General features: G+C 71.7%; 10 protein-coding genes. 3 read left to right on the top strand and 7 right to left on the bottom strand.

What is annotated here, in order from left to right:
• Window positions 1-244: 244 nt before the first annotated feature.
• On the top strand, window positions 245-2,155 hold the full coding sequence (locus WMF36_RS06605; RefSeq protein WP_437578748.1) for a hypothetical protein: 1,911 nt from the start codon (window positions 245-247) through the stop codon (window positions 2,153-2,155).
• A gap of 66 nt (window positions 2,156-2,221) precedes the next feature.
• Window positions 2,222-3,226 (top strand): N-acetyltransferase family protein, encoded by a 1,005-nt coding sequence (locus WMF36_RS06600; RefSeq protein WP_437578747.1) that lies wholly within the window; start codon window positions 2,222-2,224, stop codon window positions 3,224-3,226.
• Window positions 3,227-3,285: 59 nt separating this feature from the next.
• Here the strand turns inward: WMF36_RS06600 and WMF36_RS06595 are convergent, their stop codons facing one another.
• The gene (locus WMF36_RS06595; protein WP_437578746.1) at window positions 3,286-3,609 is read right to left on the bottom strand and encodes an ArsR/SmtB family transcription factor; all 324 of its coding nucleotides are present in this window, start codon (window positions 3,607-3,609) and stop codon (window positions 3,286-3,288) included.
• Window positions 3,610-3,766: 157 nt separating this feature from the next.
• Between WMF36_RS06595 and WMF36_RS06590 the strand changes: the two genes are divergently transcribed.
• Window positions 3,767-4,249: an SRPBCC domain-containing protein gene (locus tag WMF36_RS06590; RefSeq protein WP_437578745.1), complete on the top strand. Its 483-nt coding sequence runs from the start codon at window positions 3,767-3,769 to the stop codon at window positions 4,247-4,249.
• 96 nt (window positions 4,250-4,345) lie between these two features.
• Here the strand turns inward: WMF36_RS06590 and WMF36_RS06585 are convergent, their stop codons facing one another.
• The 6 genes from WMF36_RS06585 to WMF36_RS06560 all read right to left on the bottom strand — a co-directional run bounded on the left by WMF36_RS06585 (window position 4,346) and on the right by WMF36_RS06560 (window position 11,998).
• Entirely contained in the window at window positions 4,346-5,947 is a 1,602-nt protein-coding gene (locus tag WMF36_RS06585) for a pectate lyase (protein WP_437578744.1), read from the bottom strand.
• 125 nt (window positions 5,948-6,072) lie between these two features.
• Window positions 6,073-6,786, bottom strand: coding sequence for a glutathione S-transferase family protein (locus WMF36_RS06580; RefSeq protein WP_437578743.1), 714 nt, complete (start codon window positions 6,784-6,786; stop codon window positions 6,073-6,075).
• Window positions 6,783-8,282, bottom strand: coding sequence for an isochorismatase family protein (locus tag WMF36_RS06575; protein WP_437578742.1), 1,500 nt, complete (start codon window positions 8,280-8,282; stop codon window positions 6,783-6,785). Before WMF36_RS06575 ends, WMF36_RS06580 begins: the two co-directional genes overlap by 4 nt.
• Before the next feature lie 15 nt (window positions 8,283-8,297).
• Window positions 8,298-9,491 (bottom strand): PAS domain S-box protein, encoded by a 1,194-nt coding sequence (locus WMF36_RS06570; RefSeq protein WP_437578741.1) that lies wholly within the window; start codon window positions 9,489-9,491, stop codon window positions 8,298-8,300.
• Between the two features lie 181 nt (window positions 9,492-9,672).
• A complete protein-coding gene (locus tag WMF36_RS06565) occupies window positions 9,673-10,215 on the bottom strand; it encodes a YkgJ family cysteine cluster protein (RefSeq protein WP_437578740.1) in 543 nt (180 codons plus the stop codon).
• A gap of 10 nt (window positions 10,216-10,225) precedes the next feature.
• Window positions 10,226-11,998, bottom strand: a complete 1,773-nt coding sequence (locus WMF36_RS06560) for a WD40/YVTN/BNR-like repeat-containing protein (protein WP_437578739.1) — start codon at window positions 11,996-11,998, stop codon at window positions 10,226-10,228.
• Window positions 11,999-12,790 lie beyond the last annotated feature (792 nt).

Genomic DNA, 12,790 nt, shown 5'->3' with positions numbered 1-12,790 from the left:
GCCCGTCGGTCGCAGGCAGAGAGCAAGCTGGGTGCCGCCGGCTCCGGCGGGGACGACCGCCCCGACCAGACCATTTCTCCGGAAATCCGGGCAAGATCGCGCACATCCGCGCGCTGTGCGTGGCGAGGTTCGCCACACGCGAGGCAGATCGCTACGGCGAGCCCAGCGCCCGCCGGCCCGCGCCACGGGTCAGCTCGGCGGCACGGCACGTGCGTTCCACCCGTTCATGCAGGGAGCTGGCGCCGTGAAGTCACCGTCTGGGCTCAGAGGGTGGCTCGGCCCGCGCGCGAGCAAGGCGCTGAAGGGGGTGTTGCTCCTGCCGGTCGCGCTCTGGCTCGGCTACGTCGTGATCGTCAACGTCATGCTGAGCACGAAGCTCATGGCGAGGCTCGTCAGCTACAACCCGATCGACGTAACGCTGGTTTACGGTTCGGCGTGGAGCCTCTGGCCGGGCGTCGTGCACGTCAAGGAGATCCGGCTCAGCGGGGCCGACAGCACGCTGGAGTGGGCGGTGGTGCTCGACGAGGTGCACGCCGACATCCACCTGACCGATCTGCTGCGGAAGAAGTTCCATGCGGAGGACGTCCGCGGGGAAGGCTTCATGTTCCGCATGCGCTTGCTCGTGGATCCGACGAGCGAGCGCGATCTGGAGGCGCCGCACATCCAGGCGCTGCCCCCCATCCCGGAGTTCACGAACCCTCCGCTCAAGCCGGAGCTGCCGCCGAAGCGCGACCTCGAGAACTCGGACGAGGGCTACAACCTCTGGACAGTGCACCTGGAGGGCGTGGACACGACGCTCGAGGAGGTCTGGATCCAGCAGGTCCGGTATGCCGGCGGCGGCCGCGTGCGCGGGGGGTTCTACTACAAGCCGCTCCGCTCGGTCCGCGTCGGGCCGATCGCGCTGGAGCTCCGGTCGGGCGAGGTCCACCTCGCCGACCGCGTCATCGCGCGGCTCGACGCCGACGCCGACGTGACGATGAACACGTTCGATCCGCGCGACATCGAGGGGCTCGACATCTTCGACACCACCTGGGCGCGCGTGCGCCTCGACGCGCAGCTGCCGGGGCTCGATTTCATCCACTTTTTCACGGGCGAGGGCGCCGAGCCGCGGATCGAGGACGGGAGCGGAGGGCTCCGGACGAACCTCGTCGTGAACCGGGGGAAGGTCGAGCCGGGCAGCTCCCTCTCGTACGGGACGAGCCACCTCGTGGCCTCCGCCTCGTCGCACCGGGCGACCGTCGCGGCGGACGTGGATCTCCGCGTCGATGAGCGCGGGGAGGCGCGCCTCGCGGTGGCGGTGCCCCGCGCGACGCTCGCGCGCCCGGAGAAGGGGCTGCCGCCCATCGTGGTGGAGAGGGCGAGCGCCGTCTTCGATGCGCCGGAGCTCCACCTTTTGCGGCTCCCGCCGGGGTTCTCGTCGAAGGTGGATGTCGTCGCCGCGGCGATCCCGGATCTCCGCTGGCTGAACGCGGACGGCGCCGCGCCGGACGCGCCGCGGTTCACGGGCGGCGCCGCCTTCGTGCGGAGCAGCCTCGAGGTCGACCGGCTGGGCCGGGGGACGGGCGCGCTGAGCCTCCTGCTCAAGCACGGGGCGCTGACGTGGAAGGACACCCGCGTGAAGGGCGACGTCGAGGCGCGCGTGGCGCTCGCCGCGGCGAACGTCCTGGGCCCGACGGCCACGCTCGGGAAGAGCCGGATCGAGATCAAGGACCTCGCGATCGAGCACGAGGGCGAGGCGTGGCCGGGCTGGTGGGCGCGCGTCGACATCGACGACGCGAAGGTGGGACGGGGGCTGATGGAGGCGGCGATCCGGATCGAGTGCAAGGACGCGATGCCTGCGGTGAGGCTGCTCGACGCCGAGGACGTCATCCCCAGGTGGGCCGCGGGGCTCCTCACCATGGAGGGGCTCAAGGCCTCGGCGACGGTGCGGCGGAAGGAGAGCGGCGTCGATTTCAGGCTGCTGGAGGCGCAGGGGGGAGACCTCGCCATCCGCGGGCGGCTCACGAAGTCGGACGGCCAGGAGCCCCTCGGAGCGTTCCTCGTGAAGAGCGGGCTGCTCTCGGTGGGGATCAACCTCGAGCGGGACGGCGCCGGGGTGCACCCGCTCGTGGGCGACGACTGGGTGAACGAGAAGATGGCCGCGCTGGGCCGGTGAGTCGCCGCCCGCGGGCGAGGGGCCCGAGGGGTTTGCGCGCGGCGCGGAGATGCGCTGAGGTGCCGCATGGACAAGGCCATCCGGATCCGCGCCGCCCGGCCGACCGACGCTGACCGGGAGGCCGTGGCGCGCCTCAACGCCGCCGTCCCGCGCGAGGAGCGGCACGACATCGAGCCGCGCTCGCCCGGCGCGCTGAGGGAGCTCGACGAGCTGCTCGCGCGGCGCGGCCACGCGCTCGGGCGCCACGTGGCCGAGGGGGTCGCGACGGGCGAGGTCGTGGCGTACGGGCACTGGTTCCACGTCCCGTGGGCGCATCACCCGGCGCGGTTCTGGTGCTCCGTGCGGTGCGCTCCGGGCCACCGCCGCCGCGGCATCGGCGCCCGGCTCTTCGCGGCGATGGAGCGCGACCTCGAGCGCCTGGGCGCCCGCGAGCTCCGCGCCATGGCGCGCGAGACGCAGCCGGAGATGGTCGCGCTCGCGGCGAGGCTCGGCTTCCGGGAGCTCTTCCGGAGCTGGGATTTCGAGCTCGATCTCGCGCCGGGGGGCGCGCCGCGCGCCGGGGAGGGCTCGCCGCGCGCCGGGGAGGGCTCGCCGGCGCCTGGCATCGCGATCGCGCCGCTCTCGGAGGAGCGGGCGCGCCGGCCCGGGTGGCTTCCGGAGCTGCACGCGCTCTACCTCGCCGTGAGCCGCGAGGTGCCGCTGCCGAACCACGTCGACCCCGAGCTGCCGGCGGAGGCGTTCGCGGCCTACCTGGAGGGGTCGCCGGCGTCGCTGCCCGAGGCGTGCTTCCTCGCGAAGGAAGGAGGCCGGTACGTCGGGCTGTGCATCCTGCACCGGAACGAGGAGGACCCCGCGTGCCTCGACCACCTGTTCACCGGCGTGGCGGCGGGGAGCCGCGGGCGCGGGGTGGCGAGGGCGCTCAAGCTGGAGACGGTCGCCTTCGCGCGGCGCCGGGGCTACGCGCGGATCGCGACGGCGGTCGAGTCGAACAACCCGGGGATGCTGGCGCTGAACGAGCAGCTCGGGTTCGTGCGGCGCGGGGGCCTCGTCGTGCTCGAGAAGCGGCTGTAGGACCGCGAGGCGATCCCTGTGCGAGACGCGGGCGCTTCGATCTGCGCGCGCCTCCCGCTTCACGTCTCCAGATCGCGCTTCAGCCGATCGAGGAGATCGACCGCGGCGGACGCGTAGCGGCTGATCCACCGGTCGTTGATCCGCTTGATCGGGAGCACGTTCAGGTAATTCCAGCGGTGGCGCCCCTCGCGCCTGGCGATCACCAGCTCGGCCTTCTCCAGCACGCCGAGGTGCTGCATCACCGTGCAGCGATCCCAGTCGACGAAATGGTCGCAGAGCTCGCCCGTGGTCTTCGGCCCGCCGGCGAGCAGGTCCAGGATCTCTCGCCTTCGACCGTCTGCCAGCGCCTTGAAGACGAGGTCATCCGGCTCAGCGCTTGACATGTTATAAGAATATAACATGATGCGAGGGCGGTCAATCGACGCGTGCAGGTAGGTCCGTACGGCCGGTGCGCCGGTACGTCCGCACGTCGGTGCATCGGCGCGCCGGTGCTCCGGTGCGCCGTGCGGGGTCGAGGCGTTGCCGCGACAAGGAGGCGTCATGGAGCTCAAATTTCAGGTGCAGACGAAGATCCAGAAGCCCGTCCACGAGGTCTTCGATGCGGTCTACAACCCGAAGAAGCTCAGCGGGTATTTCACGACGGGCGGCGCCAGCGGTCCGCTCGACGAGGGGACGACCGTCCTGTGGAGCTTCGCCGATTTCGATGGCGGCAAGCCCTTCCCTGTCCACGTCAAGCAGGTCATCGCCGACAAGCTCATCGCCTTCGAGTGGGCGGCCGGCGAGCCCGGCGACGCCGGCGACGAGAAATCGGTGAAGGAGCTCCCCTACAACACGAGGGTGGAGATGCATTTCGAGTCCCTGGGCCCGAGCTCGACGTTCGTCCGGATCGCCGAGTCGGGCTGGAAGGAGACCGAGGAGGGATTGCAGGCCTCCTACGGGAACTGCCAGGGCTGGATGCACATGGCCTGCTGTCTGAAGGCGTACATCGAGCACGGCATCAACCTGCGCGAGGGCTCGTTCTAGGCTGGCAGCGCCCGCGCGGCGCCGCGCGCGGGAGAGGCAGACCGGGAGACGGGAGCAAGAGCTCCACCGTTCCACCTCAACTTGGGGGATTCCCCCTCACGGGAAGGCCGGCGCGGCCAGCTCGTTGAGGTACTCCTCGAGGTTCGTGTAGCCGTCCCCGTCGTCATCCCCGTTCCGGTCGTCGGCGCCGTTCGGGTCGAGGTTTCGGTCCGTTTCCCAGGCGTCGGGCATGCCATCACGATCCGTGTCGGCCATCGGCGCTCCGGTGGCGAGCGCGCCGTACCCATCGGCGCCCACGCCGAGGTCCGACTCGTCCTGGATCTTGATGCCGCCCTGCTCGCCGATGTTCCGCACGAGCAAGGCGTCGACCTCATCGCGGGCAGGAATCACCGCCCCAACCCCGGCCATCACGCGCTCGTAGGCCAGAGGCGCATCGTCGGTGCAGACCTGCGGCGCGGCGAGCCGCTCGTTCAGCTGCGTCGCCGTACCCACCATGCTCCAGTCGTCCTTCGATACGTCGAGCACGCCGTTGCCGTTACCGTCGAGCAGGTTGCCCTCGAAATAGAGGTTGTACGTGGGGACCCCATCCGCGTTGGTCGACCCCGACACGAACGACTGGGTCGCGGTCCGCTCGCCGTGGGAGATGAAGTAATTGCCGACGGCGTTCGCGTAGTGCATGCCGTTCGCCGTGTCCGCCATGATGAACGGGTGCTTGCTGATGCTCCAGCCCTGGGATTCGCCGTACGGATCCGGGGCGTTCCAGCCGTAGATGACGTTGTTGACGAAGTCGAGCACGCGCCCGTCCTCGGAGCGCGCCTTCGGGTTGCGCGTACCGTTGAACGCGTAAACGGAGTGATGGATCGTGGCGTTGCTCGCGGTGAGGAGCGACCCTGCGGAATGGTTGTTGCGCGCGAGTCCCCAGGCGACGATCGACCATTGCACCGTGAGGTTCCTCGGCCCCACGGCTTCGTCCCCTGGCATGGAGAAGTTCTCGTCGGTCCCGAAGCCGATCGAGCAGTGGTCGATGATCACGTCGCTCGCCGCCGAGCTCACGGTCATCGCGTCGTCCCTCGCCGTGGTCGCGACGATGCCGCGCCGGACCCGCAGAAAGCGAACGATGATGTTATCGCCCCCGATGGAGAATTTCCTGCCTCGGACCCCGACGCCGCCCCCCGGGGCCGTCTGTCCGGCGATGGTGATGTTGTTCTGCGTGATTCCCAGGTTGCTGCTGAGCGTGATCCACCCGCTCACGTCGAACACGACCGTCCGGTTGCCCGCGCTCACGCAGTCCCTGAGCGAGCCTGGGCCCGAATCGTCGAGGTGGGTCACATGACACACGTCCCCGCCGCGGCCGCCTGACGACAGCCGCCCGAACCCCTCGGCCCCAGGGAACGCGAGCCGCTGTCCCGTCGCGAGGGGCTCACAGGGCGCCGGCCCTGCGGGCTGTCCGGGTGTCCCTCCCCCGCTTCCCGAGCTGCCCTCGCCGGCGCCCGTCCCGCCGCCTCCAGCGCTGACCGGGCTGCCGCCCGTCCCGCCGCTGCCCGAGCTCACGGCGACGGTTTCCCCGCCGCCGGACGCGCTGCCGCCCGAGAACCCGCCGGCCCCGACCGTCCCTGGGTCCCCGCGCGAACCGTTGCCGGAGCTGCAAGCGGCAGAGAGGATCGTGATGCACAGAGCCCATGGTTCGAGATGGCGCATGAGCAATCCCTCAGCACGACCGCCAAGCCACGGCAAGGAGGCGCCCCTTCAGCCGAGCCCGAGCCTCTCCAGCGTGGGATCGAGTGCATCGTCGGGGGAGCCGTATCGGTCGTAGACGATCGCCTTCATCGCACCTCCGCTCGCGCGGCGAGCGCCCGCGCCTGCGCGAACAGGTCGGGGCGCGCCCGGTCGTAGGACCAGCCCTCGGGGTACGAGGCGACCGCCGAGGGGCGACTCCGCACGCGGCGCTCGTAGGCGTCGAGCGCGGGATGACCGGCGAGCGAGAGCCCGCGCCGCTGCATGTAGGCGAGCACGGGGTAGAACGCGCAGTCGGCGAGCGTGAAGGCGTCCGACGCGATGAACCGTGTCTTCTCGGCCCGCGCTTCCCACAGCGCGAGCTCGCGCTCCACGCCCGAGAGCGCGCCCAGGATGGCCGCTCGCCGGTCGGGCGACAGGGGCTCTGGGCCGGCCTCGAAGAGGCTCTCCAGCGGGTCGTAGACGCACGCCGTGGCCTCGGACTCCTGCGCGAAGGCGAGCGCGCGGGCGAGCGCGCCGGGCTCGGCGAGCGGCGGGAGGAGCGGCGGGTCGGGATACCGCATCTCGAGGTACGTGAGGATCGCCAGCGACTCGCTCATGACGGTGCCCTCGGGCTCGACGAGCACAGGCGCCTGGCCGCGCGGGTTGAGGGCCAGGAACTCCGGGGTGCGCGTCTCGCGGGGCTCGCGCATCACGCGCAGGCGGCGGGGCTCGACGGCGAGGCCCTTCTCGCGAACGGCGATCAGCACGCGCCAGCTCGAGATCGAGCCGTTCACGAAGTACACGGCGCGCTGCGCGCTCACCGGTCGCCTCCGGGCTCCTGCAACGTGCGGAAGTTGAGCGCCTCGAAGCCCGGGCGGTAGGCGGCGGCATCGAAGGCAGGGTCGATGTTCTCGGCGCGGAAGAGCTGCAACATCCGCTCTGCCTCGGCGCGCTCCGCCCCCTCGCGCTCCGGCCCGGAGAGCGCGGACCGGGCCAGGGCGCGCGCCTCGGCGTCGGCGCGATCCGAGGCGGGCGCGCCGACGCCCCAGACCGCCCCGGTCGCCGGATCGTGGAACGTGCCGATGTGCCGGAAGGTGAGCGAGATCCGCGACGTACGGCCCTCGCCCTCCGCGTCGCCCTCCTGCCGGATGGCGTGATAAAATCGGCGGTTCGTCTCCAGGTCCATGACCAGCAGCGAGCCGTGCGGCAGAGGGACCTTCTGGACGGCCTCCCCTTCCGCGGCGCGCTTGGGCCGGAGCACCATGGTGCGCTGTCGTCCCAGCGAGACGTTCACGATGAACGACGGGCGCACGAGGTCGAGCGTCTTGTCCGAGTGCTCGCTGATCCAGTCGCGCCCCGTGCGGTAGAGCTGGAGCAAGCAATGGTTGAGCGGGTGCCCGACGCGTCGCTCGACCTCCCTTCGGATGCGGTCGACGGCAGGGGTGAAGGCGCCGAGCTCGGGCTGCTCGTCGACCGGGTGCCGATAGAGCGGCGCGGCGCCGTCGGGCGTGCGCTCGCCCTGGATCGCGACGAGGCGCGGCACCTCCCCGCCGCGGTGGAGCATCGTGGTCCACGCGACCTCGCCCTCGACAGCCGCGAAGGCTGCGGCGCCCTCGGCGAGGCCCTCGTCGAGGGCGCCGCAGCAGAGCGACGTCTCGCCCGCGCCGATGCCGGTGACGCGCACCGGCCCGGGCCCGTCGGTGAGCAGGTCGGCCCAGCGGCGGTGCCGGCCGCCCAGGCCCTCGATCTCGCGCAGCGCCGCGGCGTGCTTGCCCGCGGTCCCCGCCGAGGTCGCGTCCCCGAGGACCTCGACGTCGTAGCCGAGCCGGCGCGCGTCGCGCGCGGCGGCGAGGACACACACGTTGGTCGCGACGCCGCACAGGACCACGGCGGTCACGCCCGCCTCCTCCAGCCGGGCGTGCAGATCGGTGTCGCGGAAGGGCGAATACCAGCGCTTCTCGACGTGCCATTCCGCGGTCCCCCCGGGGCGCTCGGCGCGCTCGGCCCGCACCGGCACGAGCGCCGGGAACAGCTCGGCGCCCCACGTGCCGCGGGCGCAGCACGCGCTGCCGGTGTGCGTCTGCCCGCGGAGCGCGTCCGGGGCCGCGTCGATCTCGCCGTAGACGGCGGTCACCCACACCACGACGCGCCCCTGCGCGCGCGCGGCGCGCACCAGCCAGGCCACGCTCTGCGCGAGATTTTGCGGATCGCAGTGCCGCTTCGAGAACGCGCCTCCCTCCGCGAGGAAGTCGTTCTGCATGTCGATGATCAGCAGCGCCGTGCGCGCCGGGTCCCGGGGGTGTGGCCGCTCTCTCACGTCCTTCGTGTCCTGTCACCGGGGACGAGCGGCGCTCTGGCCTTGAGCTCCTCGAATCGTCTTGCCTTGTTCGCCAGCGGGGGCGCTCCGTTGCTGGCGCAGGATGGAGTGCTTCAGCCCGGCTTGCAGGTTCGACAGCGTGATGAGGTTCTGCAGATCGAGCCCGAGGCTCACGACCGTCTGGGCGACGGTCGGCCGGATCCCCGTGATGATGCCCTCGGCGCCGAGCAGCTGGAGGGCGCGGATGAGCTTGATGATGTAGTTGGCGGTCTGGGTGTCCACCGTCTCGACGCCGGTGAGATCCAGGATGGTGCACCGCGCCTGCGTGCGGACGACCGCCTCGAGCAGGCTGTCCATCACCTCCGCTGTCCTCGCGCTGTCCACGACCCCGATCATCGGCAGCGCCAGCACCCCGTCCCAGACCTGAAGGATGGGCGTCGACAGATCGCGAATGACCCGCTGCTGCACCTCGATGAGCGCCAGCTTGTCCTGGAGATCCTGCTCCCGACGGCGGCTCTCGGTGATGTCGATCGAGACGCACGCGGCCGCCATGGTCGTCTCGCCGCCGGAGCGGACGGGCATGAACCAGGTCTCCCAGGTGCGGCCGTTCCCCTCCGCGACGTTGTGGGACGCCTCGCCGTCCAGGGCCTGTCTCAGCGCCGTCATGTCCTGGCCCGCGTAGAGCTCGAACACGTTCTGCCCGAGAGCCCATCCCGGGGCCAGACCGAGCACCTTCAGCGCCGCGCCATCGTAGTAGAGGAACGTGCCCTCCTCGTCGACTGCCCAGCACGAGACCGGGAGGCTCTCCACGATGGTGCGGAGCAGGTGCTCCTCGAGGGCGTGGCGCGCCTCTTTCTGGACCCGCGCCGTCACATCCCGCCCGAAGCACACGACGCCGGTCACCTCGCCCTGCTCGTCGACGATGCGCTCGTGCAGCCACTCGCAGTGCGTCTCGCCCCCGTCCTTGCGGACATGGGCCCAGATCCGGGGCTCGCCGGCGTCCTCCTCGAGCAGCCGCCGCCACGCCGCGGCGTCGCCCCGCGCGGCGACGAGCGCGTCGATCCTCCTCCCGATCGCCTCTCCCGGCGCGAAGCCCAGCAGGCGCTCCGCCGCACCGTTCCAGGCGACGATGTCGAGATCACGGGAGAGCTCGACGATCCCGAGCGGCGCTCGCTGCAAGAGGGCCGCGTACCAGTCCGCTGACCTCACGGTAGGTCCGGACGTTCCCTGCGGTGGTCTCGTGCTCCCCATGAAGACGTTATACGACGACCCGCGCAGCGCGGACAGCGCTCGTGCAGTGAGCGCTGATTTCGGCGCATCGCCTTTCAACCTGCTCGGTGTTCTCGCGCCAGGATGGCTCGTGCCGCGCGGGCGCCACGAAGGGCGCGCGTCAGCCCTCGCCCGAGAGCACCGCGGCGATCGCAGCGCGCTGCCCTCGCGGCCGCCCGGACGCGTCGGCGTGGGCCATGTCGAGAGCGGCCAGCACCGTCGAGAGCGTCGTCTGGTCCAGGACCGACGACGCCTCGATGGCCTGGAGGTCCTCTCCAACGAAGTTCTTCGGGCAGGCGTCGATGACCGGCAGCGCTCGCCCGCCGGCCGGCGCGAACCGGATGGGCAGGCCGTGGGTGCGGCAGATGAGCGGCCGCGCCGCGTAGATCGCGCACCGCCCCTCCCCGTCGAGCGCCGGGCACACGCCGGGGTCGCCCGCCCGCGCGCGCCCGGCGAGCGCCGCGCGGTCGGCCTCCGGGAGCGCCGCGAGCGCCTCGCGGATCGCGTCGGCCTCGATCGACGTCACCGAGAACCGCCGCCGGCAGCAGTCGCTGCACCCCGACGCGCAGGCCATCCGCCCGCCGTGGCGGGCGCTCGCGCTCGAGAAGAACGCGTCAACCTTGGCGAAGAGCTCGCGGAGGCGCTCGAGCGGCGGGGGATTCACGCGCCGGGTTCTAGCATCCGATGCCGTCGCGGGCATGGATGGCCACGCGCTCGGCCGCGAACTGCAGATCGCCGGGAAGGTGCGAGTCGTCATGACGCCGGCGCAGCAAGAGGTTCTCTCCCAGCGCCCACATCTCGGCTCCGCTCCCGCGCACCTCGAACAGGGTGCCCCAGGTGCCGGACGCCTCGCCTCGCCAGGTCCGGCCGCCATCCGTCGAGCGCAGGAGAACTCCATCGAGGCCGCACGCCCAGAGCGTCCCGGCCTCGTCTCCCCAGACGCTCCTGAGGCTGCCGGAGACCTGGGCCAGCGCCTTCCAGGTGGCGCCGCCGTCCCGGGAGCGCAGCACGTCGCTGAGGGTCATTCCGCCGACCGCGAAGAGCTCGTCGCCCCTGCCCCAGATCGCCGACAGATCACGCGTGCTGCCGCTCTCGACAGCTTCCCACGTGGCGCCGTCATCGGCCGTGCGGACGATGGCGCCGCCGCGGCCCACCGCCACGGCGAGCTGCTCCGGCCCTGCCCAGACGGCGCCGAGGCGCGGCTCGGGCGGGGTCTCCAGCGCGATCCATCGGTATCCGTCCGCGCTGAGGCGGCAGACCCGGCCATCGAGGACGGCGAACGCTCTCCCTGCGCCCTGACCGTGCACCGAGGAGCCGCCGGGCGTGCCCGTCACGTCGATCCAGCGATGTCCGCCGTCCCTGGACCGGATCTGCGCGACGCCCTCGCCGACAGCCAGGATCTCCTCGCCGCGACCCCACACGGCGATCAGCGAGCCGGCGTCCTCCTCGGCGCTCCGCTCCCAGGTCTGGCCACCATCGCGGGTCCACGCGGCGCTTCCCCCGTCGCCCACCAGCACGACCCTCCCGGATCCCTCGACCCAGAGTCCCCGGAATTTCCCCCGGAGAGGCACCTTCTCCCAGGGGCCCTCGAGCGGCGCGTCCCCTGCCTGGACTGGCACCTTGGCGAAGGTCTTGCCGCCGTCGGTGGACCGGAAGGCGGGGCCAGTCCCCACGCACCAGATCGAGCCCTGGTCGTCGCTCCACACCGCGTACCGCTGCTGATCGGACTTCATCGATGGGCGCGCCCAGGTGCGGCCCTCGTCGTCGCTGACCGCCAGGAAACCGCTGTCGCCGGCCGCGATCATCCGGCCGGCGGAGCCGAGCCACAGCGCCTGGATGGAGCGCCCGCTCCCGGTCGAGTGCGATTCCCAGACGGCGCCCCCGTCCCGGCTCGTGTGGACATGACCGTCGCCATCGCCCACGGCCACGATCCCCCCGCGCGCGCAGAGCGCCCGCGGAGACCGGCCGGGGACCTTGTGGCGTGCCCATGTCGCTCCTTGCAGCGTGGCGAGCTCTCCTTCGAGCGCGAGCGCGAGGAAGCGGCCCTCGGCGTCCATCGCAGCGGCCTCCAGACAGAGGTCGTCGAGCCTCGGCCCGGCTTCCCAGGTCCGGCCATGATCGCGCGAGCGGAGCACCGTCCCGCCGAGCCCCACGGCGACGGCCTCGCCGTCGTCGCGCAGGGCGACGCCGCGCAGGTCGGCCTCCGCGCCGCAGCTCACGTCGGCCCAGCGCCGCCCCTCGTCGCTCGAGGACACCAGGGTGCCGCGCTGGCCGGCGGCGATCAGCGCCGGGCCGGCGCCTGCGAGCGCGCTCAGGTCCTGGCGGACGGGCGTCTGCATCCTTCTCCAGCGCTGGCCGCCATCCTCCGAGCGCAGCACGTGCCCTTCGGATCCCGCGATGACGAGCAGGGGACCTCGCCCCCAGAGGGCTCTGTGCCGGAGGGCCATGCCGGACAGGATACCAGGGTCATCGATGGACCGCGCCCTCCTCGTCCGGCCGTACGCCGGGTCGAGCTCCGTGCGCCAGAAAACCGGCCAGGGACGGCCCGACTTATAAGCCGCTTCGCGGCGCCTTCGCGCGGGCTACCTTGGCGTTGTTCCCTCGGGGTTCCGCCCCGAACCCCGGTCAAGGTACCGGCCCCGACGCCCTCTTCCGCGAGCTCGTCGGCGCCGAGCTCGACGCCTATTCCTCGCCCAGAAGTGCGCGGATCTTGTCGAGCAGCCAACGCCGCTGTACGCCGCGACGCGCACCAGGGTGGGGAGCGTGGGAAGCGCCGCCAGGACTCCCAGCTGAAGGCGACGTTCGTGCCGTACCCGAGCCGGGCGCGCCGTCGCCGCTGCGGGCGCCGGCCGCGGAGCGCGTGGCAGAAATCCCTTGCGATTTCATCATATTGCGATCTTTTGTATCGCATATATGCATCCACGGCAGCACATCGGAACGATAGATAATGCGTAGCTGCGCTGCGCGACGCTTGCGCTGGCTCCTGCGCTGCGGCAAGTGGAGGCCAAAGAGGCCTCGATGAACGTACGCCTCGCTTGCTGGCTCTTGGCGGGGCTGCTCATGGGGTGCACGCGCGCTGGGGGACAGACCGGGGAGGATCGCCTCCGATCCCTGCAACTCCCCTCGGAGACGGCTGGTCAGACCGTGGAGCATGACCTCACCGACCCGACGCCCCTCGGCGTGGACGGAGCGCAAGGGCAGCGCAAGCGGCGCTCGGCCGACGCGTCGCCGCTCACACG

The sequence above is a fragment of the Sorangium sp. So ce887 genome (assembly GCF_051521455.1).
Classification (GTDB): domain Bacteria; phylum Myxococcota_A; class Polyangia; order Polyangiales; family Polyangiaceae; genus Sorangium.
This window is presented reverse-complemented; position numbering and strand designations above follow the sequence as displayed.